Source organism: Pseudomonas sp. SP16.1, from assembly GCF_052682975.1.
In genome coordinates this window covers 3,716,605-3,742,936 of record NZ_JBQYFZ010000001.1, presented here as the reverse complement: position 1 = coordinate 3,742,936, position 26,332 = coordinate 3,716,605, and the positions used below count along the sequence as shown (strand labels likewise).

At 64.7% G+C, this 26,332-nt stretch carries 25 protein-coding genes and 2 pseudogenes; 10 read left to right on the top strand and 17 right to left on the bottom strand.

Features of this window, described 5'->3' with window-relative positions; all coding sequences use genetic code 11:
- The gene (locus tag ACUTAF_RS17865) at nucleotides 1-1,725 is read right to left on the bottom strand and encodes an acetolactate synthase 3 large subunit (RefSeq protein ID WP_445581218.1); all 1,725 of its coding nucleotides are present in this window, start codon (nucleotides 1,723-1,725) and stop codon (nucleotides 1-3) included.
- A gap of 396 nt (nucleotides 1,726-2,121) precedes the next feature.
- Between ACUTAF_RS17865 and ACUTAF_RS17860 the strand changes: the two genes are divergently transcribed.
- Complete coding sequence (locus ACUTAF_RS17860) at nucleotides 2,122-2,550, top strand: DUF4124 domain-containing protein (protein ID WP_445581217.1); 429 nt, start codon at nucleotides 2,122-2,124, stop codon at nucleotides 2,548-2,550.
- Between the two features lie 19 nt (nucleotides 2,551-2,569).
- Here the strand turns inward: ACUTAF_RS17860 and ACUTAF_RS17855 are convergent, their stop codons facing one another.
- The 3 genes from ACUTAF_RS17855 to mrcB form a co-directional block, all read right to left on the bottom strand.
- Nucleotides 2,570-2,899: a YqcC family protein gene (locus tag ACUTAF_RS17855; RefSeq protein ID WP_445581216.1), complete on the bottom strand. Its 330-nt coding sequence runs from the start codon at nucleotides 2,897-2,899 to the stop codon at nucleotides 2,570-2,572.
- Complete coding sequence (locus ACUTAF_RS17850; RefSeq protein WP_445582473.1) at nucleotides 2,899-3,579, bottom strand: tetratricopeptide repeat protein; 681 nt, start codon at nucleotides 3,577-3,579, stop codon at nucleotides 2,899-2,901. Before ACUTAF_RS17850 ends, ACUTAF_RS17855 begins: the two co-directional genes overlap by 1 nt.
- A 64-nt stretch (nucleotides 3,580-3,643) precedes the next feature.
- Complete coding sequence (gene mrcB, locus ACUTAF_RS17845) at nucleotides 3,644-5,962, bottom strand: penicillin-binding protein 1B (RefSeq protein WP_445581215.1); 2,319 nt, start codon at nucleotides 5,960-5,962, stop codon at nucleotides 3,644-3,646.
- 114 nt (nucleotides 5,963-6,076) lie between these two features.
- Here mrcB and ACUTAF_RS17840 point away from each other — a divergent pair, with 114 nt between their 5' ends.
- The 5 genes from ACUTAF_RS17840 to ACUTAF_RS17820 all read left to right on the top strand — a co-directional run bounded on the left by ACUTAF_RS17840 (nucleotide 6,077) and on the right by ACUTAF_RS17820 (nucleotide 10,028).
- Nucleotides 6,077-7,639: a bifunctional aminoglycoside phosphotransferase/ATP-binding protein gene (locus ACUTAF_RS17840; RefSeq protein WP_445581214.1), complete on the top strand. Its 1,563-nt coding sequence runs from the start codon at nucleotides 6,077-6,079 to the stop codon at nucleotides 7,637-7,639.
- Nucleotides 7,640-7,724: 85 nt separating this feature from the next.
- Complete coding sequence (locus tag ACUTAF_RS17835) at nucleotides 7,725-8,069, top strand: pentapeptide repeat-containing protein (protein ID WP_445581213.1); 345 nt, start codon at nucleotides 7,725-7,727, stop codon at nucleotides 8,067-8,069.
- A gap of 1 nt (nucleotide 8,070) precedes the next feature.
- Nucleotides 8,071-8,856, top strand: a complete 786-nt coding sequence (locus ACUTAF_RS17830) for a class I SAM-dependent methyltransferase (RefSeq protein ID WP_445581212.1) — start codon at nucleotides 8,071-8,073, stop codon at nucleotides 8,854-8,856.
- Nucleotides 8,853-9,125 carry a TfoX/Sxy family protein gene (locus tag ACUTAF_RS17825; protein ID WP_445581211.1) on the top strand — a complete coding sequence of 91 codons (273 nt, stop codon included), beginning with the start codon at nucleotides 8,853-8,855 and terminating at the stop codon, nucleotides 9,123-9,125. The genes ACUTAF_RS17830 and ACUTAF_RS17825 overlap by 4 nt, the downstream gene beginning before the upstream one ends.
- A gap of 105 nt (nucleotides 9,126-9,230) precedes the next feature.
- A complete protein-coding gene (locus tag ACUTAF_RS17820) occupies nucleotides 9,231-10,028 on the top strand; it encodes a cyclic nucleotide-binding domain-containing protein (protein ID WP_445581210.1) in 798 nt (265 codons plus the stop codon).
- Between the two features lie 334 nt (nucleotides 10,029-10,362).
- Here the strand turns inward: ACUTAF_RS17820 and ACUTAF_RS17815 are convergent, their stop codons facing one another.
- Complete coding sequence (locus ACUTAF_RS17815) at nucleotides 10,363-11,502, bottom strand: acyl-CoA dehydrogenase family protein (RefSeq protein ID WP_445581209.1); 1,140 nt, start codon at nucleotides 11,500-11,502, stop codon at nucleotides 10,363-10,365.
- Between the two features lie 242 nt (nucleotides 11,503-11,744).
- On the opposite strand from ACUTAF_RS17815, the gene ACUTAF_RS17810 reads away from it, so the two are divergent.
- Nucleotides 11,745-12,647: a GlxA family transcriptional regulator gene (locus ACUTAF_RS17810; protein WP_445582472.1), complete on the top strand. Its 903-nt coding sequence runs from the start codon at nucleotides 11,745-11,747 to the stop codon at nucleotides 12,645-12,647.
- Nucleotides 12,648-12,731: 84 nt separating this feature from the next.
- Nucleotides 12,732-13,691: a hypothetical protein gene (locus ACUTAF_RS17805; RefSeq protein ID WP_445581208.1), complete on the top strand. Its 960-nt coding sequence runs from the start codon at nucleotides 12,732-12,734 to the stop codon at nucleotides 13,689-13,691.
- 175 nt (nucleotides 13,692-13,866) lie between these two features.
- On the opposite strand, the gene zapE is transcribed toward ACUTAF_RS17805, so the two are convergent.
- The 3 genes from zapE to ACUTAF_RS17790 form a co-directional block, all read right to left on the bottom strand.
- A complete protein-coding gene (zapE, locus tag ACUTAF_RS17800) occupies nucleotides 13,867-14,961 on the bottom strand; it encodes a cell division protein ZapE (protein ID WP_445581207.1) in 1,095 nt (364 codons plus the stop codon).
- A gap of 138 nt (nucleotides 14,962-15,099) precedes the next feature.
- Nucleotides 15,100-16,446 carry a tryptophan--tRNA ligase gene (locus ACUTAF_RS17795; protein ID WP_445581206.1) on the bottom strand — a complete coding sequence of 449 codons (1,347 nt, stop codon included), beginning with the start codon at nucleotides 16,444-16,446 and terminating at the stop codon, nucleotides 15,100-15,102.
- Between the two features lie 25 nt (nucleotides 16,447-16,471).
- Nucleotides 16,472-17,101 (bottom strand): alpha/beta hydrolase, encoded by a 630-nt coding sequence (locus ACUTAF_RS17790; RefSeq protein ID WP_445581205.1) that lies wholly within the window; start codon nucleotides 17,099-17,101, stop codon nucleotides 16,472-16,474.
- A 128-nt stretch (nucleotides 17,102-17,229) separates the two neighbouring features.
- Between ACUTAF_RS17790 and ACUTAF_RS17785 the strand changes: the two genes are divergently transcribed.
- Entirely contained in the window at nucleotides 17,230-17,661 is a 432-nt protein-coding gene (locus tag ACUTAF_RS17785; RefSeq protein ID WP_445581204.1) for a Z-ring associated ZapG family protein, read from the top strand.
- 125 nt (nucleotides 17,662-17,786) lie between these two features.
- On the opposite strand, the pseudogene ACUTAF_RS17780 reads toward ACUTAF_RS17785, so the two are convergent.
- Nucleotides 17,787-18,076, bottom strand: a pseudogene (locus ACUTAF_RS17780) (IS5/IS1182 family transposase); the annotation flags it as partial.
- 106 nt (nucleotides 18,077-18,182) lie between these two features.
- Here ACUTAF_RS17780 and ACUTAF_RS17775 point away from each other — a divergent pair.
- On the top strand, nucleotides 18,183-19,010 hold the full coding sequence (locus ACUTAF_RS17775) for an arylamine N-acetyltransferase family protein (RefSeq protein ID WP_445581203.1): 828 nt from the start codon (nucleotides 18,183-18,185) through the stop codon (nucleotides 19,008-19,010).
- A gap of 170 nt (nucleotides 19,011-19,180) precedes the next feature.
- On the opposite strand, the gene ACUTAF_RS17770 is transcribed toward ACUTAF_RS17775, so the two are convergent.
- The 8 genes and pseudogenes from ACUTAF_RS17770 to ACUTAF_RS17735 all read right to left on the bottom strand — a co-directional run bounded on the left by ACUTAF_RS17770 (nucleotide 19,181) and on the right by ACUTAF_RS17735 (nucleotide 26,269).
- A complete protein-coding gene (locus ACUTAF_RS17770; RefSeq protein WP_445581202.1) occupies nucleotides 19,181-20,026 on the bottom strand; it encodes a nuclease-related domain-containing protein in 846 nt (281 codons plus the stop codon).
- Nucleotides 20,027-20,188: 162 nt separating this feature from the next.
- Nucleotides 20,189-21,013 (bottom strand): NYN domain-containing protein, encoded by an 825-nt coding sequence (locus ACUTAF_RS17765; RefSeq protein WP_445581201.1) that lies wholly within the window; start codon nucleotides 21,011-21,013, stop codon nucleotides 20,189-20,191.
- 140 nt (nucleotides 21,014-21,153) lie between these two features.
- A complete protein-coding gene (locus ACUTAF_RS17760; protein ID WP_445581200.1) occupies nucleotides 21,154-21,390 on the bottom strand; it encodes a hypothetical protein in 237 nt (78 codons plus the stop codon).
- A 372-nt stretch (nucleotides 21,391-21,762) separates the two neighbouring features.
- Nucleotides 21,763-22,454, bottom strand: a pseudogene (locus ACUTAF_RS17755) (lipopolysaccharide kinase InaA family protein).
- 239 nt (nucleotides 22,455-22,693) lie between these two features.
- Nucleotides 22,694-24,340 (bottom strand): chaperonin GroEL, encoded by a 1,647-nt coding sequence (gene groL / locus ACUTAF_RS17750; RefSeq protein WP_445581199.1) that lies wholly within the window; start codon nucleotides 24,338-24,340, stop codon nucleotides 22,694-22,696.
- Between the two features lie 49 nt (nucleotides 24,341-24,389).
- Complete coding sequence (locus ACUTAF_RS17745; protein ID WP_021445335.1) at nucleotides 24,390-24,683, bottom strand: co-chaperone GroES; 294 nt, start codon at nucleotides 24,681-24,683, stop codon at nucleotides 24,390-24,392.
- Between the two features lie 319 nt (nucleotides 24,684-25,002).
- Nucleotides 25,003-25,467: an FxsA family protein gene (locus tag ACUTAF_RS17740; protein WP_445581198.1), complete on the bottom strand. Its 465-nt coding sequence runs from the start codon at nucleotides 25,465-25,467 to the stop codon at nucleotides 25,003-25,005.
- Between the two features lie 67 nt (nucleotides 25,468-25,534).
- Nucleotides 25,535-26,269 carry a HugZ family pyridoxamine 5'-phosphate oxidase gene (locus ACUTAF_RS17735; RefSeq protein ID WP_445581197.1) on the bottom strand — a complete coding sequence of 245 codons (735 nt, stop codon included), beginning with the start codon at nucleotides 26,267-26,269 and terminating at the stop codon, nucleotides 25,535-25,537.
- Nucleotides 26,270-26,332 lie beyond the last annotated feature (63 nt).

Genomic DNA, 26,332 nt, shown 5'->3' with positions numbered 1-26,332 from the left:
TTAGGTCCGCTCCGTCTTGCTCAGCCACATGTCGCGCATCGCACCGTCTCTGATCTGCATCGGATAGACGTGCTCGCTGTCGTCCACCGCGATGTCGAGGAACACCAGGCGGTTCTTCAGGGCGAAGGCCTCTTCCATCATCGGCCTGAGATCCTTCAGCTGGGTGATGCGCATGCCCACGTGGCCATAGGCTTCGGCCAGCTTGACGAAGTCCGGCAGCGACTCCATGTAGGAGTGCGAGTAACGGCTGTTGTACTGCATGTCCTGCCATTGGCGGACCATGCCGAGGGCGCCGTTGTTCAGGTTGACGATCTTCACCGGCAGGTCGTACTGCAGGCAGGTCGACAGCTCCTGGATGTTCATCTGGATGCTGCCCTCACCGGTGACGCAGGCCACGTCGGCCTCCGGGAAGTTCAGCTTGATGCCCATGGCGGCCGGGAAGCCGAAGCCCATGGTGCCCAGGCCACCGGAGTTGATCCAGCGATTGGGCTTGTTGAACCGGTAGTACTGCGCGGCGAACATCTGGTGCTGGCCGACATCGGAGGTGATGTAGGCATCGCCCTTGGTCACTTCGCACAGGGTCTCGATCACGCTCTGCGGCTTGATGATCGAGCCGTCGCCCTCGTTGTAAGGGAACAGGCGGCCGCTGCCGCGCCATTCATCGATCTGCTTCCACCAGCTGGCGACGGTGTCCTTGTTCGGGGTTTCACCAATGTCCTTGAGGATCGCGACCATCTCGGTCAGCACGCTGTCCACCGGGCCTACGATCGGGATGTCGGCCTTGATGGTCTTGGAGATCGACGCCGGGTCGATGTCGATGTGGATGATCTTGGCGTTCGGGCAGAACTTCGCCGCACCGTTGATCACCCGGTCATCGAAACGCGCGCCGACGGCGAGGATCACGTCGGCATGGTGCATGGCCAGGTTGGCGGTGTAGCTGCCATGCATGCCGAGCATGCCGATGAACTGACGGTCGGTGCCGGGATAGCCGCCCAGACCCATCAGGGTATTGGTCACCGGCAGGTTGAGCATCTGCGCCAGTTCGGTCAGCGGTGCGGAGGCATTGCCCATGATCACGCCGCCACCGGAGTAGAGCACCGGGCGCTTGGCTGCCAGGAGCATCTCGGCGGCCTTGCGGATCTGTCCGGAGTGACCACGCACCGCCGGGCTGTAGGAGCGCAGCTTGACCTTCTTCGGGTAGACGTATTCGAACTTCTGGGTCGGATCGCCCATGTCCTTGGGGATGTCCACCACGACCGGGCCGGGGCGACCGGATTCGGCGAGATAGAACGCCTTCTTCAGCACTTCGGGGATTTCCGAGGGGTGCTTGATGATGAAGCTGTGCTTCACGATCGGGCGGGAGATACCGACCATGTCGGTTTCCTGGAAGGCATCGGTGCCGACCATGGCGCTCGGCACCTGGCCGGAGATCACCACCATCGGGATGGAGTCCATGTAGGCGGTGGCGATGCCGGTGACGGCATTGGTCGCGCCGGGGCCGGAGGTCACCAGCACCACGCCGGCCTTGCCGGTGGCGCGGGCATAGCCGTCGGCCATATGGGTCGCTGCCTGTTCGTGACGCACCAGGATATGGGTCACTTCCGGTTCTTTGAACAGGGCATCGTAAATATGCAGGAGAGCACCACCAGGGTACCCGTAGATGTGCTTAACGCCTTCGTCACGCAGGAAGCGGACGACCATTTCAGCGCCGGATAAAAGCTCCACGTTGTTCACCTCTTGAACGCCAGTATGCCACCCGACAACGGGTAGCCCTAAGTAGGTCTTACTGTCAGCGGACATGCACGACGGTGATCGTGGATTCGGAACATCAGCTTGACGAGTAACGGGGCAGCCCATGGTCTTGCGGGGCTGGCCCTCCCAGCGCGAGGTAACGCGTTGCGGGTGTCACGGTTCGGCGCGGGTAGCGCCTCTTTGCCCCGAGCTGAAGGACGCTTGCGGCGGACTTCACTGCGGAGGAACGCTGGATTGTTCGGCTTCGGACGGAGCAAGTCAAGAGATGTCTGGCCGATTGTTCGATGTTCCGCTGTGACGTAGCGCAGGATGAAGATCGCCGGCTTTTGGTTATAGTAGCCGCCAGCAGTCCTCGAGAAAGGAAACAGCATGCGCCACATGATTCTAACCGGCAGTCTGATGCTCGCCCTGAGCGCAACCGCCGTGGCCGGCCAGGTCTACAAGTGGGTGGATGCGCAGGGCGTGACCCACTTCAGCGCGCAGCCGCCGCAGGGCCAGCAGGCCACGCCCATCAACACACCGGCGCCGCGCCAGGCGCCGGCCGAGCCCGCCCCCAGCGTCGAGGAGTTGCTCGACCCGGAACAGGCGGCGATCGACAAGAAGGTCAAGGAGCAGGTGGCGGCGCAGGAGGCCGAGCGCAAGAAGTATTGCGAAGGCGCTCGCACCAACCTGGCGCAGTTGGAGAACAACCCGCGTCTGCGCGTTGAAGAGGACGGCAAGGTGCGCCGAGTCGACGAGGACGAGCGTCAGCAGCGCATTGCCGATCTGAAGCGGTCCATCGCGGAAAACTGCAAATGACGCCGGGCCCGCGCGCCGCTCAGGGCGTGCGGGTCAGCAGGCGATCGAACTCGCCCAGCAACTCCAGCAGTCGGCGCGCAACGCCCGGTTGCTCGCGATAGACCATCTCAGCCATGGCTTGAATGCCCGACACCGACGGCAGGTCGGCGCCCGTTTCCAGCAACTGCTTCATCCGCGGCAGGAAGATCCACTGCAGCCATTGCTCGAAAGTCAGGCTGTCGACGCAGAACGGCTCCTGGCTGGCCAGGGCCTCGGCACTCGGCGCCTCCGCCTGCCACCAGCCGAGCACGCGCAGCTCGCGCTCGATCAACAGTAACTGCTCAGCCAGTTGGGCGACACGGGCCTCCATCAGAGATTGACCCGCGCGCGCTCGCGCGCCTGCGCGGCGCCGGCCGGATCGCCCTGGCGCTCACGCGCCTGGGCGATCAGATTCCACAGGCCGGCCTGCAGCGTCGGACGCCCGCTGGCGTAGGTCAGGCCGCGCCGGGCGAGCTGCTCGGCCTGGGCCGCATCGCCCTGGGCCAGGCGCACTTCGGCCAGGCGATAGAGCACCTGCGGCTCGCGCGGCGCGATGCGCTGGGCGCGCTCCAGGCTGGATGCCGCGCCGTTCAGGTCGCCACCACCCTGCTGCTGCTGGGCCGTGGTCAGCAGCGCCAGCACCGGGCCGTCCAGCTGTTCGTCGGCGGCCAGGCCGCCACCACTGGGAATGCCGCTGGGCATGCTCGGCGCGGGAGCGTTGAAGTCGCCCTGGCTCGGCGCCGAGGGCTGGCTGGCTGGCGGCGGATCGAAGGTCAGGCCACCGCTGGGGGTAATGGGCTGCGAGTCGGTCGAGAGCGGCGCCGACACGGCCCCCTGCGGCACCATCACCACCACGCCGGAATCCTCTTCGATGCGCTGCGGCGCGGCCTGCGGACTGGCCGGCGGCGCCGAGCCGACACTGCCGGACGACAACGGGGTGCCGGCATCGATGACCGGGATCGAGCCCTGCGGCACCGTAGTGCAACCGCCCAGCGCCGTTGTTGCCAGCATCGCGGCAAGCCACTTCTTGTTCACATGCAACCCTCTTCAGAAAACACTGGGGCAGTCCACCCCTTCAGTTCAGCCAGCCGCGCACCCAGTCCATCACCGATTCGACCGGCGCCTGGATGCCGCAGGTTGGTCCAGGGGGCGGCTCGCTGCCGCGAATATAAGGCATCTGCACTGCATTCGGGCAGTCCGAAGCGGAACCCTGGCCGCTGTAGCGGTCGACCCAGGCCTGGGTGACGTTGTCTGGCATCGGCATCTCCAGCGGCAGCGGGTCGGCCTTGCGCATGAAGCTGGTCCACACCTGCAGGGCACCGGTGGCGCCGGTCAGCGGGGTCGGACCGTTGTCGTCGCGGCCGAGCCAGACCACCGCGAGCAGGTCCTGGCTGAAACCGGCGAACCAACTGTCACGCGAGTCGTTGCTGGTGCCGGTCTTGCCGGCCAGGTTCAGCGAGCTGGGCAATTGGCCGTACACCGAGCGTCCGGTGCCCTCGCGCATGGTGCGCTGCATGGCGTTCTGTACCAGGTAGATGGCGCCCGGATCGAAGCGTTGCTGGATCTGGAACGGGTAGCGCCCGAGCGGTTCGCCGTCGGCGGTAAGCACGCTGCGAATGCCGCGCAACGGGGTGTTGAAGCCGCCATTGGCCAGGGTCTGGTACATGTCCGCCACTTCCATCGGGGTCAGGGCGCCTGCGCCGAGCAGCATCGAAGGGTAGGCCGGCCATTGGCGGTTCACCCCCAGCCGCTCGAGGGTCTTGAGCACGTTGGGCACGCCGATTTCCAGGCCGAGCTTGGCGGTGGACAGGTTGTAGGACTGCGCCAGGCCCTGATAGAGGTAGATGGTGCCGTGCGCCTTGCGGTCGTAGTTCTGCGGCGTCCACACCTGGCCGTCCTGGCCCTTGATGGAGAACGGCTCGTCCTGCAGCCAGCTGGTCAGGGTGTACTGGCTGGGGCGCTCCAGCGCCGAAAGATAGATCGCCGGCTTGATCAGCGAGCCGATCGGCCGCAGGGCGTCCAGCGCACGATTGAAACCGGCGAAGCGCGGCTGGCGGCTGCCGATCACGGCCTGCACCTCGCCGGTCTCCGGGTTGGTCACCACCATGCTGGCCTGCACTTGATCGACGCCCTTGCGCCCGGCCAGGCGCTTGAGGGTTTCGGCCAGCGCCTCCTCGGCCTTGAGCTGGAGAATCGGATCGAAGCTGGTGAAGATGCGCAGGCCTTCCTCGGTGAGATCTTCCTCGCGGTAGTCTTCACGCAGCTGGCGCTTGACCAGGTCGAGGAAGGCCGGGAAGGTGCTGTCGGCCATGCTGCCGCGACTGGTCACGCCCAGGGGTTTCTGCTTGGCGGCGGCGGCCTCCTCGGGGCTGATCGAGCCCTGCTCGGCGAGCAGTTCGAGCACCAGGTTGCGCCGTTCCAGGGCGCGTTCCGGGTTACGCCGCGGGTTGTAGAAGGTCGGTCCCTTGACCATGCCGACCAGCAGCGCGACCTGCTCCAGCTTCAGCTCGGCGAGCGGCTGGCTGAAGAAGTACTGGCTGGCCAGGCCGAAACCGTGTACCGCGCGCTGGCCATCCTGGCCGAGGAACACCTCGTTCATGTAGGCCTCGAGGATCTCGCGCTTGTCGTAGTGCAGCTCCAGCAGCACCGCCATCATCGCTTCGGTGGCCTTGCGTGCCAGGGTGCGCTCGTTGGTCAGGTAGAAGTTCTTCACCAACTGCTGGGTCAGGGTGCTGCCGCCCTGTACCAGGCGCCCCGAGGTGGCGTTGATCCACAGCGCGCGAACGATGCCCTTGGGGGAAACGCCGAAATGGTCGAAGTAGTCGCGATCCTCGACCGCCACCAGCGCATCGATCAGATAGGCCGGCACCTGGTCCAGCTTGATCAGGATGCGGTCCTCCTGGTGCGCCGGGTACAGCCCGCCGATCAGCAGCGGCTCCAGCCGCGCCACCGCCAGGTTGCTGCCATCGGCCTGGGTCAGGCCCGCCACGTAGTCGCCGGAGAAGCGCACGCGCACTCGCTGCGAGGGTTCGACACCCTCGTAGAACTGGAAGCCACGGCTATGCAGCTCGATGCTGCTACCGGCCACCGACACCGCGCCCGGGCCGTTGGCCACGCTTTCGCGGCGGTAGCCGAGGGCGTCGAGCTCGCGCAGGAAGTCGTCCTTGGCCAGCTTCTGGCCGACGAACAGCTCCAGCGGCCGCGCATAGACCTTGGCCGGCACGGTCCAGCGCTTGCCGGAGAATTTCTCCTGCACCACGGCGTCGAGGTAGACGGCGAAACCGGCGAGGATCACCAGGCCGACCAGACCCAGCTTGAAGCCCCAGGCGAGCCAGGGACGCAGACCGGAGGAACGGGATTTCTTGCTTGAGCGGGGGGAGCGTTTACGAGTCATGGCGGGATTATACGCACTTTAGATTGGGGCCAGCAGCGCCGCCCGATGGTTTGCAGAGCAGCTCACAGCGGCCATAATGCCGACCTCGAACAGCGTCTAGAACAAGGATCGACCGTGAGCCAAGCCCTGATTGCCGCACTGCAGAACCCGGCCCTGTATCCGCATCCTGTGGAAGGATTTCAGCTGGTTGAGACTCATATTTCCTGGGTTTTGCTCACGGGTCCCTACGCCTACAAGATCAAGAAACCGGTGAACTTCGGGTTCCTCGACTTCACCGGGCTCGAGGCTCGCAAACACTTCTGCGAGGAAGAGTTGCGCCTGAACCAGCGTCTGACCGACGACCTGTACCTCGAGGTCGTGGCCATCTGCGGCAGCGCCGAGGCGCCGGTGCTGGGCGGCGACACGCCGGCCATCGAGTACGCCCTGAAGATGCGGCAGTTTCCCCAGGAACAGCTGCTCAGCGCCGTGCAGGCCCGCGGCGAGCTGGGCGATGCGCACATCGACGCCCTCGCCGAGCAGATCGCCGCGTTCCATCTGAACGCTCCACGAGTTCCCCAGGATCATCCGCTCGGCAGTGCCGAGGCGGTGATGGCGCCGGTGCGGCAGAACTTCGAGCAGATCCGTCCGCTGCTCGGCGACAAGGCCGATCTGCAGCAGCTCGATGCCCTCGAAGCCTGGGCGCAGTCCAGCTTCGAGCGACTCGAGCCGCTTCTGACCGAGCGCAAGGCACAAGGTTTCATTCGCGAGTGTCACGGCGACATCCACTTGGGCAACATTGCGCAGATCGACGGCCGGGTGGTGGTGTTCGATTGCATCGAATTCAACGAACCCTTCCGCCTGATCGACATCGCCTCGGACGCCGCCTTCCTGGCGATGGACCTGGAAGATCGCGGCCTGAAGTGCCTGTCGCGGCGTTTCGTCAGCGCCTGGCTGGAACACACCGGCGACTATGCCGCGCTGCAGCTGCTGAATTTCTACAAGGCCTATCGCGCCATGGTCCGCGGCAAGGTCGCGCTGTTCCGGTTGGGCCAGGAACAGGACTCGGTGCAGCGCGCGGTGATCCTGCGCCAGTACCGCGCCTATGCGGCGCTGGCGGAAAGCTACAGCGCGATTCCCTCGCCCTTCCTGGCCATCACCCATGGTGTCTCGGCCGTCGGCAAGAGCCACGTGGCGCTGCGCCTGGTCGAGGCGCTGGGCACCATTCGCCTGCGCTCCGACGTCGAGCGTAAGCGCCTGTTCGGCGAGCAGGGCGCGGTCCAGCGAGGCCAGTTGGCGGAAGGCATCTACAGCGCCGAGGCCAGCGCCGCCACCTACCAGCGCCTGCATCAGCTCGCCCAGCAAGCCCTGCAGGCCGGCTTCCCGGTGGTGATCGACGCCACTTACCTCAAGGCCTCCCAGCGCCAGGCCGCCAGTGCCGTCGCCGAGCAGACCGGCGCGCCGTTCCTGATTCTCGACTGCCAGGCGCCGGATGCCGTGATCGCCGGCTGGTTGGAGCAGCGCCAGAGCGAGGGGCGCGATCCTTCCGACGCCACGCTCGAGGTGATCCATGCGCAGCAGGCCTCGCGCGAGGCGCTCGATGCCGACGAGCTGGCCCACAGCAAGCGCGTCGACACCCACGACGGCGCCAGCCTGGATAACCTGGTGGAAAGCATTCGCCAGCGCCTGCCGGGGCTCTGACACCTCACCACGGATCGGCCCGCCGCGCCGGGCAAAGCACGGCGTGGCTTCTATACTGCCGGTGAACCCGTCACCGGTAGCCACCATGAGCCAACCACGCCAGCTCGACCGCCCGCTCTATCGCCTGCTGCGCAACGACGACATCGCCGCCTTCAACGCGCAGAAACCCAAGGAAGGCGCAGTCGATCTGTGCGGTGGCGACTTCCGCGGGCTCGATCTGCGCAACCTGGACGCCGCCGGGGTGATCTTCACCGACGCCTACTTCCGTGGCGCCGATCTGCGCGGGCTCGACCTGCGTCAGGCACGGCTGGAAGGCGCCAGCCTGGCTCATGCGCAGATCTCCGGCGCCTACTTTCCCGTCGAACTCACCGCGGACGAGATTCTCATGTCGGTGAATTTCGGCACTCGCCTGCGCTATCGCAGCAAGTGACATGAGCGACATCGCCCGCCTGTTCGGCGCTCGCGCCGAGGCCTACGCGAGCTTTCGCCCGGCCTATCCGTCCGCGCTGTTCGACTGGCTGGCCGCGCACAGCCCGGGACGGCAAGTGGCGCTGGACATCGCCTGCGGCAACGGCCAGGCCAGCCATCCGCTGCTGCGTCATTTCGACCGGGTCCTGGCCAGCGACGCCAGCGTCGAGCAGCTCGCCCGGAGCCAGCCGGCCGCCGGCCTGCATCTGCTGGCGGCCGAGGCGCGCAGGCAGCCGTTGGCCGACGCCCGCGTCGACCTCATCGTGGTCGCCCAGGCCCTGCACTGGTTCGCCGACGCCGCCTTCTTCGCCGAGGTCGCGCGCCTGATGCGCCCGGGCGGATTGTTCTGCGCCTGGTGCTACAGCCTGATGACCATCGACGAACGGCTCGATCCATTGATCGAACGCTTCTACCGAACCACCCTGGCCGGCTGCTGGCCCGCCGGGCGCAGCAGCGTCGACGCCGGCTACACCGACATCCAGGTCCCCTTCAGGCGGGTGCCGGTACCGACCTTCACCCTGTCGGTGCAGTGGCGGCTGCCCCAGCTGCTCGGTTACCTGCGCACCTGGTCGGCCGTGCAGCGCTGGCAGCAGCACCATGGCCGCGATCCGGTAGCCGAGCTGACGCCAGCGCTACGCGACGCCTGGGGCGACGACGGCGCGCTGCGCAGTATCGATTGGCCGCTACACTTTCTGGCTGGAACGCCTATGCCAGACGCTACCCTCACGCGCCGCACGGAGGCTCGATGAACGACGAACTGCAGGATCTGAAGAACCTTGGCAAGACCTCTGCGCAATGGTTGCATGCCGTGGGCATCCATAGCGCCAACGATCTGCGCCGCTACGGTGCCGTCGGTGCCTATCGCGCGGTGCGCGCCAGAGGCTTTCGCGCCTCCAAGGTGTTGCTCTACGCCATCGAGGGCGCCCTGCTCGACATCCACTGGAGCGAACTGCCGCCGGCGCACAAGGCCGAACTCAACGGCCGCCTGAACGAGGTCCAGGCCTACAACAAGAGCTAGCTCACAACGCCCGCGCGTGAGGATTTACGCCACAGGCGCCACAGCCTATTGTTTCAGGGACTTTCGTGTGGTCAGCCAGCCCAGCCAGTTCAAGGAATTACGGTTATGTATTTACTCGGGGAGCAACCGGCCTATGCCGATCAGTTGATCAACCGCCTGCAGCGCATCCCCACCCAGCTTTTGGAAGGGCTACAACCCGTCGCAGAGCCGTTGCTCCTGGAGCGGGTCGAGGATCTGGCCCAGCTGCTGCCTGGCAATCAGCTGTTCATCATCGGCAATGGCCTGCTGCATGCGGTGGTCGACGAGCGTCCGCTGTTCTACCTGCAGGAAGGCGACCTGGTCGGTCTGCGCCAGGGCATCGACCTGCCCAGCTGCCGCTACAGCAGCGACGAACCCATCAGCCTGATTCCTTATTCGCGCGGCGAAGTGTTCAAGCACATCTATGCCAGCGAGGAGCGCCAGGAGCAGTTCATCCATTACCTGATCGGCCACACCGCGCTGCTCTCGGACGCCCTGGCACGCCTGAAGCAGCCGGAGATACGCCCGGCCACCGGCTTCCAGCATTTCGCCGCGGGCGAAGAACTGATCCATCAGGGCGATGAAGCCGATCACGTGTTCATCATCATCGAAGGCCACGCCGAGGCCTATGTCGACGGGCAGAAGGTCGGCGACGTGCAGAAGGACGAGATCTTCGGCGCCATGGCCGTATTCACTCGCGAGAAGCGCAGCGCCACGGTGGTGGCCAGCGAGCCCTGCACCGTGATGGTGATTCCCAAGGAACAGTTCCTCAGCCTGATGCAGAGCAATCCACGCATCGCCCACAGCCTGATCGAGAGCATGGCGCGGCGCATCGATCTACTCAACAAGGAAGTCACCCAGTTGCGCCTGCCGACCGATCGCTGAGTTCGGCGGCGTGGCGGCGACCCCGGCTAACTGCCGGGGTCTTGCGTTTCAGGGCTCCGATAGATCCCGCCGAGCAAAAGTTTCATCAAAAGGTGTTGACGATGAAATGAGAATTGTTATTATTACGCCAGCTGATCGCGAGATCGGTCGATAAGCTAAAGAGTCCATGCAGTCGGTCTCTTCAGGTTATCTCCTCATCAGGCTAATCACGGTTATTGACCCGGCACTTGCCGGGTCTTTTTTTGGCCGAGCCTGCCCTCCCTGGCAGTCCCGAGGGGCGCCGCATGCAGTGACCGAGCGCTTCGCCCGGACCTTTTCGACTGCGCGGCGGTGCTCAGACCAAAGCGCGGGCGATGATCTCCTTCATGATCTCGTTGGTGCCGGCATAGATGCGTTGCACCCGCGCGTCGGCCCAGGCGCGCGCCACCGGGTACTCCCACATGAAGCCGTAGCCGCCGTGCAGCTGCACGCATTCGTCGAGCACCTTGCACTGCAGGTCGGTGCCCCAGTACTTGAGCATCGCCGCCGTCGGCACGTCGAGCTTGCCGGCCAGATGCAGCTCCAGGCAGCGGTCGACGAACACCCGGCCGACCTGGATCTCGGTGGCCATCTCGGCCAGCTTGAAGCGGGTGTTCTGGAAGTCCGCCACCGCCTTGCCGAAGGCCTTGCGCTCGCGGGTGTAGTCCAGCGTCCAGTGCAGAGCCGCCTCGGCCGAGGCCAGGGCGCCGACGCCCACGGTCAGGCGCTCCTGCGGCAGCTCCTGCATCAGGTACGCGAAGCCCATGCCGGCCTGGCCGAGCAGGTTCTCCTTCGGCACCCGCACGTCCTGGAAGAACAGCTCGGAGGTGTCCTGCGCCTTCATGCCGACCTTCTCCAGGCGCTTGCCCTTGGAGAAGCCCGGCGTGTTCGCCTCGACCAGGAACAGGCTGGTGCCCTTGGCGCCGGCCTTGGGATCGGTCTTGGCCACCACTATCACCAGGTCGGCCAGCCAGCCGTTGGTGATGAAGGTCTTCGAGCCGTTGATCACGTACTCGTCGCCGTCGAGCACGGCGGTGGTCTTCACCCCCTGCAGGTCGGAGCCGGCGCCCGGCTCGGTCATGGCGATGGCGCTGACCAGCTCGCCGCTCACCAGCTTGGGCAGGTAGTGCCGTTTCTGCGCCTCGCTGCCGTAATGCAGGATGTAGGGCGCGACGATGTCCGAGTGCAGGGAGAAGCCGATGCCGGTCAGGCCCAGGCGACCTATTTCCTCGATCACCACGGCGCTGTAGAGGAAGTCAGCCGCCATGCCGCCGTACTCCTCGGGAATGTGCGAGCAGAGCATGCCGGCCTCGCCGGCCTTGTTCCACAGCGCACGGTCGACATGGCCGTCCTTCTCCCACTGCGCATGGAAGGGCACGGCTTCCTGCTCGAGGAACTTGCGCACGCTGTCGCGGAACAGTTCATGGTCGGAGCTGAAAATCGTTCTGGGGATCATGGCGGCACCTGAATGCTGAATGGAGAGGAAAGGGCGGTCTCGACTTTAACCAAGCAAACGCTTGGTCGCACTGGACACAAGCGCCAAATAGGGAGACGATCCAGCCGCCCAGTGGCCACTTAGCCTTGATAAGAACAACGCCCATGGTTAATCAGCACTCTAGTCCCTTACGCCGCGTCAGCATCCTCGCCACCGACGGTGTGTTCGCCTCCACCCTGATGCAGGCCAGGGATTTCTTCCACATGGCCGGCATCCGTTACGCCAGGCAGCAGGGGCTCGGCGATGAACCGCCGTTCGAGATCCATCTGGTCAGCCCCGACGGCCTGCCGGTGAACAGCTTCAGCAAGGTCCAGGTGCCGGTCGACGGCGGCCTGGAGATTTGCGATGTGATCATCCTGCCGGCCTTCTGGGGCGACTTCGATGCGCTCAGCCGCCGTTATCCTCAGGTACTGGACTGGCTCAGGTGCCGGCACGCGGCCGGCACGGCGATCTGCGGCGAGGCCAGCGGGGTGTTCTGGATGGCCGAGGCCGGTCTGCTCGACGGCAAGGAGGCGACCACCTACTGGCGCTTTTTCCGCGAGTTCGCCGAACGCTTCCCCAGGGTGCTGCTGAACCAGGACAAGCACCTGTCCGATGCCGACAACCTGTACTGCGCCGGTGGCGTGACCTCGGCCTGCGACCTCTATATCTACCTGATCGAGCGCTACTGCGGCGCCGGCGTGGCCCAGGGCGTGGCCCGCGACATCCTCTACGAGGTGCAGCGCAGCTACACCCCGGGGCGCATCGGCTTCGGCGGACAGAAGCTGCACCAGGACGTCACCGTGCTGCAGATCCAGCACTGGCTGGAGGAGCACTACGCCGACAAGTTCCGCTTCGAGGACGTGGCGCGCGAGCACGGCATGAGCATCCGCAACTTCATGCGCCGGTTCCAAGCGGCCACGGGCGACAAGCCGCTGCACTACCTGCAACGGCTGCGCATCGAGACCGCCAAGAGCCTGCTGTCCTCCACGCGCAAGAGCATCAAGACCATCAGCTACGAGGTCGGCTACGACGACGCCAGCTTCTTCGCCCGCCTGTTCCGCCAGCACACCGAGCTGTCGCCGAATCAGTACCGCCGCCAGTTCCAGCACAAGGACAGCCACTGAAGTGCCACCCACCCTTGGTTAGGTTGGCCGCGGGTGGCGGCGGCCTATGATCGGGACACTGATAACAACAACAGGTCCATCGCCATGCGTCGCACCCTTATCGCCCTGCTCGCCGCCTGCAGTCTGACCGCCGTGGCGGACGACAACTGGAAATCCTTCCCCCTCGACCAGAGCGCCTACGACTACAGCGGCGACAAGCTGCGCCAGGCCTGGCCGCAGCTGACCCGCGGCTTCGGCGACTATCCCTTCCCCGACGCCGAGTGGGTGGTGAGCATGGCCAGCCGCCATCCGCAGGCGCTGGAGAAGACCGTCGGCGCCGCTACCGGCTTCACCGGCAAGCCGCAAGAGGCCGAGGTCTATGCGCAGAAACTGCAGGATGTCTGGCGTCTGATGTTTCGCGGCGACTTCGCCGAAGCGAAGCGACAGGGGCTGGCCCTCGGGGTCGGTGGCCAGGTTCCGGCGCTGTTCGCCCAGGTGATCTACGCCATGTTCCTGGTGCCGGAGCAGGCGGAAAAGCATCGTCTGCTGGAAGAGGTGATCGCCTATACCGACGAAGCCGGCGAACTGGTGCAGGCCGATACCGTCGCCCAGTTCGGCCGGACCTACGCCAAGGCGCGTCTCGGCGAGGAGCTGTCGGTGCCGGTGGTACTCAAGCGCGGCTACACCACGCAGATCCCCGACGAACTCGACGCGCTGCTGGCCAGGCAGCCGCAGCAGCCCTACGCCCTGGCGCTGTATGGCGGCTACGAGGCCGGGGTGATCCGCAAGGTCGGCAAGCTGGTCGGCAAGATGACCTACGGGGTCAGCGCCGACAACATGGAAGGCTACTTCAAGCGCAGCTTCCAGGCGCGCGACGATCTGCCGATCGGCCATTACGAGTACGCCAACGCGCTGACCTACGTGTACGGCGACGATCAGGAGGACAAGGTGCTCGAGCACCTCGAGCGCGCCGTGGCGATCAAGCCGATCAGCGCCGTGGAGGCGCTGGAAGTGGCGCATGCGCAGAAGATGCTCGCCCAGTATCGGCAGAAGCTGGCGAACTAAATACCGTAGGTGCGCCGTGCGCACCAGAAGCCTGTGCCTCCGTTAGCAAGGCTCTGGCGACTCCGGAGGCCTTCCTGTTTGTCGGGGTGCGCGGCGCACCCTGCGTCCACCGCGCACAGCACTGAGGCAAGAAAAAGGCGACCTCTCGGGTCGCCTTTGCATGCCTCGGTAGCTGTCAGGGCTTGTGCGGCCGCGACAGGAACTCGTGCGACTGCATCTCCAGCAACCGGCTCAAGGTGCGCTGGAACTCGAAACTCAGACGGCCGCCGGTGTACAGGTCTTTCAACTCCACCTCGGCGGAGATGATCAGCTTGACGTTGCGGTCGTAGAACTCGTCCACCAGGTTGATGAATCGCCGCGCCATGTCGTCCTTGGCCACGCTCATCTGCTCGACGTTGGCCAGGATCACCGCATGGAAGATCTTGCCCAGCTCGATGTAGTCGTTCTGGCTGCGCGGGCCGTCGCACAGCTCGCGGAACTCGAACCAGGCCACGTCGTCGCCGACCTTGCGCGCGACGATCGGGCGGTTCTCGATCATTAGCGCCTCGTTCTCCTGCACCGAGCAATGCTCCGGCAACAGGCTCCTGAAGCTCTTGTCCAGGCTGACCTCGGCCTCGGCATCCAGCGGCCAGTGGAACAGCTCGGCCTGCTCCAGGGCGCGCAGACGGTAGTCGACGCCGCTGTCGACGTTGACGATGTCGGTGTGCTGCTTGAGCAAGGCGATCGCCGGCAGGAAGCGAGCGCGCTGCAGGCCGTCCCTGTACAGCCCGTCCGGCACTATGTTGGAGGTGGCCACCAGCGACACGCCGTTCTTGAACAGCTCCTCCAGCAGGGTGGCGAGGATCATCGCATCGGTGATGTCGCTGACGAAGAACTCGTCGAAGCAGATCACCCGCGCCTCGTCGGCGAAGCGCTTGCCGATGATGGTTAGCGGGTTCTTCTCGCCCTTGAGGGTGCGCATCTCCTCGTGCACGCGCTTCATGAAGCGGTGGAAGTGGGTGCGCATCTTCTGCTCAAACGGCAGCGCGTCGAAGAAGGTATCGACCAGGTAGGTCTTGCCGCGCCCTACGCCGCCCCAGAAATAGATGCCCTTGACCGGCCCCTGCGGCTTCTTGCCGAACAGCTTGCCGAGCAGGCCGTTCTTGCCCTGCTCGGCGGCGACCAGCTCGTCGTACAGCCGCTGCAGGTGGCGCACGGCGTTTTCCTGGGCCGCATCATGGAAGAAGTCGGGCCGCTTGAGATCGGCCTGATAGCGCTCGAGAGGAGTCATGATTCGTTAGCCGGGCAAGTAAAAACGGGGGCGTCACTTTAGCGACGCCCCCGTGGATTGGCAATCGGCGCAAGCCAGACCAATGGCTGGCACGCTCTGCGCCCTCTCCCATTTATGGGGGAGGGGAGCACAGCCCCGTCATTCCTGCGGTGCCAATGCCTCGCGTAGACGGGCGATGGCGGCGTCCAGCGCCGCGGCATCGGCGAACGCGGGGCTGCTGGCCACGCATTCGTCATCCAGCCAGACACCGAAGCCCTGCCCTTCGGCGCGCACATCCAATGGTTCACCGGACTGCAGGCGCTTATTGACCATGCCGGCCGACTTGCCGTCGGCGAAGGATTTCGACAGCAAGAGCTGCTCGCCGGCGGCATCGAGCAGGCGGAAGCGGAAGCTGCCGTCATCGTCGCGGAAGCTGACGAAGCGCGCGCTCTTGGCCGCCTTTTTCTTCTCGCCGCCGCTCACCTGGACCTGCTCGCGGAACGAGCGCAGGCCGACCGCCTCCCGCAGCTCGCCGAGGAACGGCGTGGCAATCCTGCGCGCCTTGGCGGCGCCGGCCAGGAGGATGTCCTCCAGGTCGGCCGGCCTGGCGATCAGCGTGTTGTAACGCTCGCGCGCCTCGCCCAGCTCGTTATCCAGCAGTTGGTACAGGCGATTCTTCGCCTCGCCCCAGGCCAGGCCGGATTCCAGTTCGGCGCGGAACTCGGCCTGCTGCAGCGGCGTGGCGAAGGCCTGGTACAGGGTGAACAGGTGCGAGCCGCCGGCATCCTTGGGTTCGCCCGGCAGCCTGGAGTCGGTGACGATGCGCGCCACGGCATCCTTGAGCTGCCTGGCGCTGCCGAACAGCGGGATGGTGTTGTCGTAGCTCTTGCTCATCTTGCGCCCGTCGAGGCCGGGCAGGGTGGCCACGTCTTCCTCGATCACCGCCTCGGGCAGGGTGAACAGATCCTTGCCCTTGCCGAACAGGTGGTTGAAGCGCTGGCCGATGTCGCGCGCCATCTCCACGTGCTGGATCTGGTCGCGACCGACCGGCACCTTCTGCGCATTGAACATCAGGATGTCCGCCGCCATCAGCACCGGGTAGCTGAACAGGCCCATGGTGATGCCGGCGTCCGGGTCTTCGCCGGCCTCGACGTTCTTGTCCACCGAGGCCTTGTAGGCGTGGGCGCGGTTGAGCAGGCCCTTGCCGGCGACGCAGGTGAGCAGCCAGCACAGCTCGGGAATCTCGGGGATGTCGGATTGGCGGTAGAAGGTCGCCTTGTCGGTGTCCAGGCCCAGCGCCAGCCAGGTGGCGGCGATCTCCAGGCGCGAGCGCTGGATGCGTGCCGGGTCGTCGCATTTGATCAGCGCATGGTAGTCGGCGAGGAAATAGAAGGAATCGGCCTCCGCGGCGCGGCTGGCGACAATGGCCGGGCGGATGGCGCCGGCATAGTTGCCCAGGTGCGGGGTGCCGGTGGTGGTGATGCCGGTGAGGATACGGGTGGTCATGGGCTTCGCTTGTCGTGCAGCTGGTTCAGAGACGCGGCAACAGCAGATCCTTCAGATCCGTCAGCTTGCCGTGAAAGAAGTGGCCGCATTCTGCCACTTTCAGCAGCTCATGGGCACGTCCGAGGTTCGCCGACCAGTCGTAGACCGCCTGTGCTTCGATCACCTCATCGGCCTCCGGCTGGATCAGCACCAGCGGGCATGTGGCCGCCGGCGGATTGTCGGCGGTCAGTCGGTGTACCGCCGGCGCCACCATAAACAGCTTGTCCAACGCGACGCCCTGGCGCTCCAGGCGCGCGCCCAGCGCGGCGGCGACGAAGCCGCCGAAGGAGAAGCCGAGCAGGGTGATGGGCAGATCCGGGTAGCGTTCGCGCAGCCAGGTGGCCACCGCCTCGGCGTCGTCCACCTCGCCGCTGCCCATGTCATGGCTGCCGGCGCTGGCGCCGACACCGCGATAGTTGAAGCGCAGGGTGTGATAGCCGCGGTCGCGTGCGGTGCGCTGCAGGGTGGAGACCACCTTGTTGAGCATGGTGCCACCCTGTACCGGGTTGGGGTGGCAGACCAGCGCCACGCCACGGGCTTCGGGCACCTCGAGCAGGAGGGCTTCGAGCTGGCCGGCCGGGCCAGGGATAAGGACGGGTGTTTCGCGGTTGAGCAACAGAGAACTCCGTGACCCCGATCCGGGTCGACTCGTCTAGCAAACTGCCTGCGCGGCACAGCAAAGCCGTATACAGCGCAGGTTCGAGCCGCTAACGTAAAGCAAAGCCGTTTTGAGAGGAAGGACTCGTGGAACAGACCCTTACAGCCTGGTTGATACCCGCCCTGACCCTGGTGGTCGGCATTGCCGTCGGCTTCCTGATCGCCCGCCTGGCACCTAGTGCCGCGCCGAGCCGTACCCAGCGGCAGTTGGATGAAATGCAGGCACGTTTCGAGGCCTACCAGAACGAAGTGGTCACCCACTTCAACACCACCGCCAGCCTGGTGAAGAAACTCACCCAGAGCTACCAGGACGTGCAGGAGCACCTGTCCGACGGCGCCAACCGCCTGACCCTTGACGAGCTGACCCGTCAGCGCCTGCTGGCCGCGCTGAGCGACAGCGAGGGCGGCGAGAAGCGCGAGCGCCTGACCCCGCCGAAAAACTACGAGATGCCCAAGGACTATGCACCGAAAAGCGACGGCCCGGGCATGCTCGACGAGAGCTACGGGCTGAAGAAATAACCTGCCCACCAGAACATGCAGCCGCGCGATTCAGGCTGGGTGAAACGCACTGACGGCAGGCTAGGCCAACGCCCCGACTGGTTCGGGGCGTTGGCGTTCTGGGATCATGGAAACGAGAGCGGGATTTAGCCCGTCAGTTCGCTCGAGCGACGGACGCCGAGCACATTGATGGCTCGCTTCGGGTGGTAGGCATTGGCCGCCAAGACCATTTCCGTACGTGTGCCCCGCAACTGGCGGAGCAGGAAGCGGCCATTGCCCGGGAACCCCTGTTCGGCGATGGACTGACGCCTGAGCATATCCGCGGATGTGCCTGCATCCGCCGCTGCATGCGCTCGAACGCCGCCTCATGGGGGTGTCGAGCCACCTGCCGGCGTTTGGCCTTGGTGCTGCGCGGCTTCGATTGACCGGCGGAGCAGGGGCGAGGCTTGAATATCAGCCAGCCCGCGCCGGAGCTGGACAAGCCTCGCGTTGTCCGCCCTACTGAACAGCCGGACTGACCATCAGTAGAAGGAAGCGCTTCGATGACCGAGCCGTTTATGCTGGATCTGCACAGCTATCTCCGGCGCCTGGGCTACTCCTCGGCACCCCCGGCGACCCTGGAAACCCTGCGCGAACTGCAACTGCGGCACACCGCCGAATTCCCCTTCGAGACCCTGGCGACCCTGCTGCGCACGCCGGTGCAGGTCGAGCCCGCCGCGATCCAGGACAAGCTGCTGCGCCAGGGGCGTGGCGGCTACTGCTTCGAGCTCAACCGGCTGTTTCTGCTGCTGTTGCAGGCGCTTGGCTTCGAGGCGCGCGGCCTGACCGGACGTGTGCTGATGGGCGGGCCGGAGGATGCGCTGCCGGCCCGCACTCATATGCTGGTGCTGGTGACCCTCGATGGCGTGCGCCATATCGCCGACGTCGGCTTCGGCGGCATGGTGCCGACCGCGCCGCTGTTGCTGGACAGCGAGGCGCAGCAGGCCACGCCGCATGAGCCGTATCGGCTTACTCTGGTTGACGGCAGCTACACCCTGCGCGCGCTGGTGGCCGGCAGCTGGCGGGCGATGTATGTGTTCGACCTGCAAGTGGTGGCGGATATCGATTACGTCGTCGGCAACTGGTACGTATGCACCCATCCGGATTCGCCGTTCCTCGGCCAACTGATTGCCGCCCGCACCGGACCCGGCCTGCGCAAGACGCTGAACAATGGCAGCTTCGCCATTCACCGCCTGGGCCAGGACAGCGAGCGGGTACAACTGCAGAGTGTCGATGCGGTGCTGGAAGTGTTGCGCGATGAGTTCGGCATTCGGCTGCCGGAGCATCCCGAGTTGCGCGGGATTATCGAGGGGTTGATTGCGGGGGCGTGAGGGTAAGCCTGCTGGTTGCGCCACCTTTTGTGGGAGAGGCCTTAGCCGCGACATTGTGAGCTGTCGCTATTCGTTCCCCTCTCCCGCTTGCGGGAGAAGGGTAGGGGAGAGCGCTTTATGTTTTCTTGCATTATTGGTTGGCCCTGGTAGCGTGGCGAGTAGCAAGTTCCTTAAGGGCAGCCGAGATGCGGACTTGCAGGGCTGCCTGCATTTGGACGGGGCGCTTGTGGAACAGGTAGTGGACCTTGGGATTGATCACGTAGGCCTGGCCATTGACCGGCTTTTTCGTGGTTTTCACGTACCAGCCAGGTAATGCCACGACTGGAACTACGCTTACCGCTTCGCCCACCTTGCCGTGCAACCATTTCGCCGGCCACCGCCTGTGCCTGCTGCACGGGTAGGTGCTCGCTTGCGCCGCCCGCAAAGCGGATAGACCGTCCATCGTACTCGGCCTGTGCGCTTTCCTTGCCTTTGAGTGACAAGCGCTTGGAGCGATATTTGGTTTCGATGGCGTACACGCCGGTGTGGCCGACCAGCACGTGGTCGATATTTCCTCGTTTCATCGGCAGGTCGTGGAACACTTGCCAGCCCTCGGCCAGCAAAGGTGCCAGCAATTGCGCGGTGGCCAGTTCGCCTTCCAGTCCACGTTTGGTCGTGGTGATCGTGTGCAGGATGCGCAGCGTTCTCCGGAAAGCCCAGCTAACGCCGCCTAGCACCAGCACGATGGAGAAAACAGCGGTGAAACTGAAACGAACCCGTTCGGGAGCCACCCAGCTACTGAGTAGGGTCAGCAGGCCCACGGCCGGAAACAGGATCGAGGCGGCGAATGCCGCGCAGAGCTCGAAGATGCTGTCGCGCAGGTGTTCGTTGAGCGTTTCGCCGGGCAGCCTCTGCAAGTCATCGACCAGGGGACTCTTGCGATCCTCCCGTTCCAGTCGTTTGAGGTAGAAGAAGATACCGGCGCATGGCGCCAGCATGCAGAGCGAGGGTAGCAGGATGAACAGCCAACTTGGCATCGGGTGTCCTTGGGGGTTGCAGTAGGGACCGGGTGTAGGTGTTCCTGGAGAACAACATTGGGCAGCGGTTGTGCCTGCTTTGGTTGCCGGATTGCAATTGCGTGCATAAAGCAAGAAGCCCGGAAATCCGTAGGGCGGACAACGCGAAGCTTGTCCACCACTTCACTGTTTCGCTGTGGCCTTTAGATTCCGCACATACAACGCCTCACCACCCGTCGCACTGCTGCCCCGCACCTGCAACTCAAACCGCTTCGGATGCCCCTTGATCAAATCGCTGAGCTTCTTGAAGCCATATAGCCGGGCATCGAATGCCGGACGCAATTTGCTGATATTCGAGCCGAGTGCGCCGAGCTGAATCCAGCCGTCCTCGTCGTTGCTGTCATCGATGATCTTGGCGATAAAGTCCACCGGCACCTTCTGCGTCTTCGGCTTGGCGGGCGTCTTGGCCGCTTCGGCGGCTGTTGCTTCGCCAGCGACGGCTTTGGTCTTGTCGCCGTTGCTGGGCGGTTCTTCCGTTGCCTCGGCCGCGTCGGCACGAAGAATTTCGGTATAGATGAACTTGTCGCAGGCAGAGACGAAGGGGGAGGGGGTCTTCTCCTCGCCAAAACCGTACACGGTCAGTCCCTCCTCGCGCAGGCGCGCCGCCAACCTGGTGAAATCGCTATCGCTGGAAACCAGGCAGAAGCCATCGAAGCGCCGGGTATAGAGCAGGTCCATGGCATCGATGATCAGCGAGCTGTCGGTGGCGTTCTTGCCCTTGGTGTAGGCGAACTGCTGGATCGGCTGGATGGAATGGTCGAGCAGCACCTTCTTCCAGCCGCCCAGGTTGGGCAGCGTCCAGTCGCCGTAGATGCGTTTGACGCTGGCGACGCCGTATTTGGCGATTTCCTCGAACAGGCCTTCGACTATGGCGGCGGGGGCGTTGTCGGCGTCGATCAGGACGGCGAGGTGCTTTTGCTGGCGGGAGGTGGGGGTCTTGCTGGCCATGCTGCATCCTTGCGAGGGAGATGCCTGACCTTACTGCGAATGCTGGCGCGGCGCCACACCGTCGATGGTCGCAGCGCGGTTGCGGGGCGCGGCGCCCAACCTGTCCCGGGTCGAGCGCAATCCCCTCATCGGGCGGGCCGTCAGTGCTCGCCCTTCATCGCGCCGCTCAGGCCGAACATCAGCACCAGCAGGTTGGCGTCCGGCCTGACCTCGGTCTGGATTTTCTTGCGCGGCGGCGCGCTGGGGCAGGGGACGGTGGCGCTGCATTCGCGGGCGTCCAGCACGCGCGGGGCCGGTTCCTGCCAGGCGGCAGCGGCGATGGCCGTGGCACTGAGCGCCAGGCCGAGGAATAAACCTCGTGCTGTTTGTAACTTCATTTCGATAACCCCTTGATAGCGCTGCCAAACGCTGTTCGCTAAACCTAGATCACCCACTGCCAGGTCGTGGGCCTGCGCGACGAGCGGTCGTGGCAGATAGCCGGCGCCATTGGGGTATCAATCGGATGACAGATGCCCGCCGGCTTGGTTCCAAAAACGTGCAGGTAACGCTGTGCTGTCACCTTCGGTGCCCATGCGAGCACCCCTGTAGCAGCCGACCTTGGCGGTTCGGAAGGCCTGCGCGCAGAGGCGTATGCGTCCCGCCGTCCCGCGCAAAGGCGCGGGCCAGAGCCACATCCAGGTGGGGGAAATGCGAACAGCGCGCCGGAGGCGGCCAGATGAAAGCCGACGCGAGGTCGGCATGTTCATTATTTAGGCAAGAGCCGTGCCCAGACTGCGGATGCCGCCAGCGAATATCTGGCGATAGCCGTGCAGCAACTGCTGCCAGTCTTCGGCCGACCAGGGGCTGTGGCGCCGCAACTGGCGCAGGTCGTGATGCGCGGCACCCACCCGGCTCAGGCGTCGGCGACTCTTCTCCAGGTCGAGCAGCGCCACCCGTGGCCGTTCGCCGTCGAAACGCACGAATACGTGCTTGGCATACAGGCAGCCGTGCTGCCAGCGGCCCAGATGCATGCGCGCCAGGGTGGCGCCGACCTCTTGCAGTAGTCGGGCATGCTGCGCTTCGCCATAGGCCTGGCGGCCGCCCTTGGCGTACCAGGACTCGATGTCTTCGAAGCCGTCCAGCGCAGCGGTCACGAGTAGGCCGCGCCAACCCTGTTGCGGGTCGCGCTCGACGCCGCAGTTACGGCCACGCCGAGGGCGTCCAGCGCCAACAGCGCGCGGCGTTCGCGCAGAACGGTAGGGCGGCCCCAGGGGTGCAGGAGGCTGCGGTAGAGGTGGCCGATCTGGCGCTTGGCGTACCAGATCGCATCCTGGCTTTGCAGGCGTTGCACGCCGCTTTCGCCGCCGCGACGTTGGTTGGGTGCTTCCACCCATTCGCCATGCAGTTGCCACCAATGTTGGAATGCCTGCTGTGAAAGATCGTTCGCGGTGTTCAACGGCATGTTGTTCTTCTTATGTTTGTTTTTAGGAGATGCGCTTAGCGCTCACCTGCTGAAATGGCGCTAAGCCGTTCAGGGTTGTAACAAAACATAAGCAAACGGGGTGCCTGAGTCCACCCTCAACGTTCTTGGGGTATCCGACCGGCGCCGAACGGTAGCCAACTATGGCCGTCATGAACGGCAGCGCAAAAAAACCCCGCGACAGGCGCGGGGTTCTTTTTACTGCGAGGGAGCCGGTCGGCTTACATCATGCCGCCCATGCCACCCATACCGCCCATGCCGCCCATGTCAGGCATGGCCGGGGCCTTGTCGTCAGCCGCTTCGGCAACCATGGCCTCGGTGGTGATCATCAGGCCGCCGATCGAGGCCGCAGCCTGCAGCGCCGAACGAGTGACCTTGGCCGGATCGAGAATACCCATCTCGATCATGTCGCCGTAGGTGTCGGTGGCTGCGTTGAAGCCGAAGTTGCCCGAACCCTGCTTGACCTTGTCGACCACCACGCTCGGCTCGCCGCCGGCGTTGGCGACGATCTGGCGCAGCGGCGCTTCGACAGCGCGACGCAGCAGAGCGATACCGACGTTCTGGTCTTCGTTGTCGCCTTTCAGCTCGTCGATGGCCTGCAGGGCGCGGACCAGCGCTACGCCACCGCCAGGCACCACGCCTTCTTCGACGGCTGCGCGGGTAGCGTGCAGGGCGTCTTCAACGCGGGCTTTCTTCTCTTTCATCTCGACTTCGGTGGCAGCGCCAACCTTGATCACGGCAACACCGCCAGCCAGTTTGGCCAGACGCTCTTGCAGCTTCTCCTTGTCGTAGTCGGAAGAGGTTTCTTCGACCTGCTTGCGGATCTGTGCAACGCGGGCTTCGATGTCGACCTGGGCGCCAGCACCATCGATGATGGTGGTGTTGTCCTTGTTCAGCACGACGCGCTTGGCGTTACCCAGGTGCTCCAGAGTGGCGCTTTCCAGGGACAGGCCAACTTCTTCGGAGATCACGGTACCGCCGGTGAGGATGGCGATGTCCTGCAGCATGGCCTTGCGGCGGTCGCCGAAGCCCGGCGCCTTGACGGCGGCGACCTTGACGATGCCGCGCATGTTGTTGACCACCAGGGTAGCCAGGGCTTCGCCTTCGACGTCTTCAGCGACGATCAGCAGCGGACGGCCAGCCTTGGCAACGGCTTCGAGCACCGGCAGCAGTTCGCGGATGTTGCTGATCTTCTTGTCCACCAGCAGCAGCAGCGGGCCTTCCAGCTCGGCAACCATGGTGTCCGGCTTGTTGATGAAGTAGGGCGACAGGTAGCCACGGTCGAACTGCATGCCTTCGACGACGGACAGTTCGTTTTCCAGGCCCGAGCCTTCTTCGACGGTGATCACGCCTTCCTTGCCGACCTTCTCCATGGCTTCGGCGATGATGTCACCGATGGAGTTGTCGGAGTTGGCGGAGATGGTGCCTACCTGAGCGATGGCCTTGGTGTCGGTGCACGGCTTGGCCAGTTCTTTCAGCTGGGCAACGATGGCGATGGTGGCCTTGTCGATGCCGCGCTTCAGATCCATCGGGTTCATGCCGGCGGCTACCGACTTCAGGCCTTCGTTGACGATGGCCTGGGCCAGGACGGTGGCGGTGGTGGTGCCGTCGCCGGCCTCGTCGTTGGCCTTGGAGGCGACGTCTTTCACCAACTGGGCGCCCATGTTCTCGAAGGCGTCCTTCAGTTCGATTTCCTTGGCGACGGAAACGCCGTCCTTGGTGATGGTCGGCGCGCCGAAGGACTTGGCCAGCACCACGTTACGGCCTTTCGGGCCGAGGGTGGCTTTTACCGCGTCGGCCAGGACGTTGACGCCGACGAGCATTTTCTTGCGGGCGGAATCGCCGAATTTGACTTCTTTAGCAGCCATGTTGATCAATCCTCAGAATTCTTGACGGTTAAACGGAGACTGGTGCGAATCAGGCTTCGATGACGGCGAGGATTTCGTTCTCGCCCATCACTAGCAGGTCTTCGCCGTCGACCTTGACGGTGTTGCTGCCGGAGTAGGGGCCGAATACCACCTTGTCACCGACCTTGACGGCCAGCGGACGTACTTCGCCGTTGTCCAGCACGCGACCGGTGCCGACGGCGACGATCTCGCCCTGGTTCGGCTTCTCGGCAGCGGAACCCGGCAGCACGATGCCGCCAGCGGTTTTGGTCTCTTCTTCGCTGCGACGGATCACGACGCGGTCATGCAGAGGACGAAGCTTCATTGTCGATCTCTCCTAACAATTGATGGCCAACTTGCCGACTCTTGTGTGGCCGGCGGGTTTGTAAAATCCGGCGGGGCCGGGTGCGGTGCGCGGTGCACACCGCGAAAGTCTGACTGCCTCGGAGGGCAGGCACCTTGCGGTGACTGCTACATGTGGGCGGGTGAGGGCATTTCAAGGGGCGGGGGTGAAATTTTTTGCACAGCAGAGGGGGCGCTTGCGGCAAGCACCAGAGCCTGTCGGCCTTGCATAGGAGCCGGCTTGCCGGCGATCAGCCAAAGAGGGATCGCCGGCAAGCCGGCTCCTACAGGTGCTGCATGGATCAGTCGCGACGCTCGTATTCGCCTTCGAGGACATTCGGGTGGGCGGCATTCCGTCGGGTCTGTCCGGAGCGGGCTGCCATGTCGTCGAAGAAGGCGCGCTGGCGCAGGGCCTGTTCCTCGGCGCGGCGGCGGATCTTGCCGACCAGCAGGCGACGGGTGAAGGGTATCAGGCAGAGCACGCCGAAGATGTCGCTGATGAAACCCGGCAGCAGCAGCAGACCGCCGCCGACGGCGATCAGCAGGCCTTCGAGCATCTCCTGCTCGGGCAGCTCGCCGTGCGCCAGCTTCTCGCGGGCGCGCCAGGCGGTGGCGACGCCGGCGATGCGCAGCAGCACGCTGCCGAGCACTGCGGTGCCGATCACCAGCAGCAGCGTCGGCAGCACGCCGATGGCGCTGCCGACCTTGATCAGCAGGGCCAGTTCGATGATCGGGAACAGCAAGAAGAGAAACAGAAACGCACGCATGGGTCGAAGTGTCCTTGGCGGAAGCCGGGCTTCCCGTAGATTCTTAATATGGGGTTCGGCGCTTAATTCAAGCTGAAGGCGCGCCGTCGGTCGGCCAGTGCTCGGCGCGCGTCAGTTGCACCAGGGCTTGGCGCACCGCGCCCGGATTGTCGCAGGGAGTGGGGAAGGGCAGCCAGTACAGGCTCAGGCCGATGCGCAGATGGAAACCTTCGCTGTCAATGCCGGCTATCTGCGCCGCCTCGTGCCGGGGCAGTCCGGCCAGCTCGACGTAGTGGGCGATGGCGTCGGCGTGGTCGGCGTTCATGTGCTCGACCATGCCTGCTTCGCTACCGTCCGTCGCGAAAGGATTGGCCAGGGCTACGTGATCGAGCCAGTGAATGGCGCCGAAACCGCCGATAAAGCGCCAGCGCACCGGCTGCAGGCACCAGAAATCGAAGTCATGCGCCCGGTGGTAGTCGCGCGACTGGGGGAAAAAGCGGTAATAACGCTGGGCGGCCGCCTCGATCTCGTCTTCGTCACGCAATTGTCGTGCTTCGGCGAGCAGAGTTAGACGGCCGACCGCCTGCACATCCTCCGCGCCGCGCTCACCGACCAGTAGCGAGCATTTGGCGTCCTGCCCGAGATTATGGGTGTGCTGGGCGATGCGACTGATGAGGATCAGCGGCCGGCCCTCGGCGTCCAGGCAGTAGGGCACCACCGATCCGAAAGGGAAACCCGGCATGGCCTTGGAGTGGGTGCTGAGCACGCCACGGTATTCCTTGAGCAGCAATTCTCGTGCATGCTTGCCGGCTTTCACGCTCACCTTATGACTCCTCGCAAAGAATCCGTCATAAACGGACAGACGCCCTAGCATAGCGGTTAGCGG

What these genes read in the sequence shown, in the direction of transcription:
- ACUTAF_RS17805 (WP_445581208.1), top strand. Translation starts at nt 12,732, where the DNA reads ATGCGTCGCACCCTTATCGCCCTGCTCGCCGCCTGCAGTCTGACCGCC.
- ACUTAF_RS17825 (WP_445581211.1), top strand. Translation starts at nt 8,853, where the DNA reads ATGAACGACGAACTGCAGGATCTGAAGAACCTTGGCAAGACCTCTGCG.
- ACUTAF_RS17860 (WP_445581217.1), top strand. Translation starts at nt 2,122, where the DNA reads ATGCGCCACATGATTCTAACCGGCAGTCTGATGCTCGCCCTGAGCGCA.
- groL (WP_445581199.1), bottom strand. Translation starts at nt 24,340, where the DNA reads ATGGCTGCTAAAGAAGTCAAATTCGGCGATTCCGCCCGCAAGAAAATG.
- mrcB (WP_445581215.1), bottom strand. Translation starts at nt 5,962, where the DNA reads ATGACTCGTAAACGCTCCCCCCGCTCAAGCAAGAAATCCCGTTCCTCC.
- ACUTAF_RS17740 (WP_445581198.1), bottom strand. Translation starts at nt 25,467, where the DNA reads ATGCGTGCGTTTCTGTTTCTCTTCTTGCTGTTCCCGATCATCGAACTG.
- ACUTAF_RS17770 (WP_445581202.1), bottom strand. Translation starts at nt 20,026, where the DNA reads ATGCCAAGTTGGCTGTTCATCCTGCTACCCTCGCTCTGCATGCTGGCG.
- ACUTAF_RS17795 (WP_445581206.1), bottom strand. Translation starts at nt 16,446, where the DNA reads ATGACCACCCGTATCCTCACCGGCATCACCACCACCGGCACCCCGCAC.
- ACUTAF_RS17775 (WP_445581203.1), top strand. Translation starts at nt 18,183, where the DNA reads ATGACCGAGCCGTTTATGCTGGATCTGCACAGCTATCTCCGGCGCCTG.
- ACUTAF_RS17760 (WP_445581200.1), bottom strand. Translation starts at nt 21,390, where the DNA reads ATGAAGTTACAAACAGCACGAGGTTTATTCCTCGGCCTGGCGCTCAGT.
- ACUTAF_RS17855 (WP_445581216.1), bottom strand. Translation starts at nt 2,899, where the DNA reads ATGGAGGCCCGTGTCGCCCAACTGGCTGAGCAGTTACTGTTGATCGAG.
- ACUTAF_RS17815 (WP_445581209.1), bottom strand. Translation starts at nt 11,502, where the DNA reads ATGATCCCCAGAACGATTTTCAGCTCCGACCATGAACTGTTCCGCGAC.
- ACUTAF_RS17820 (WP_445581210.1), top strand. Translation starts at nt 9,231, where the DNA reads ATGTATTTACTCGGGGAGCAACCGGCCTATGCCGATCAGTTGATCAAC.
- ACUTAF_RS17810 (WP_445582472.1), top strand. Translation starts at nt 11,745, where the DNA reads ATGGCCGGCATCCGTTACGCCAGGCAGCAGGGGCTCGGCGATGAACCG.
- ACUTAF_RS17850 (WP_445582473.1), bottom strand. Translation starts at nt 3,579, where the DNA reads ATGCTGGCAACAACGGCGCTGGGCGGTTGCACTACGGTGCCGCAGGGC.
- ACUTAF_RS17745 (WP_021445335.1), bottom strand. Translation starts at nt 24,683, where the DNA reads ATGAAGCTTCGTCCTCTGCATGACCGCGTCGTGATCCGTCGCAGCGAA.
- ACUTAF_RS17765 (WP_445581201.1), bottom strand. Translation starts at nt 21,013, where the DNA reads ATGGCCAGCAAGACCCCCACCTCCCGCCAGCAAAAGCACCTCGCCGTC.
- ACUTAF_RS17835 (WP_445581213.1), top strand. Translation starts at nt 7,725, where the DNA reads ATGAGCCAACCACGCCAGCTCGACCGCCCGCTCTATCGCCTGCTGCGC.
- ACUTAF_RS17830 (WP_445581212.1), top strand. Translation starts at nt 8,071, where the DNA reads ATGAGCGACATCGCCCGCCTGTTCGGCGCTCGCGCCGAGGCCTACGCG.
- zapE (WP_445581207.1), bottom strand. Translation starts at nt 14,961, where the DNA reads ATGACTCCTCTCGAGCGCTATCAGGCCGATCTCAAGCGGCCCGACTTC.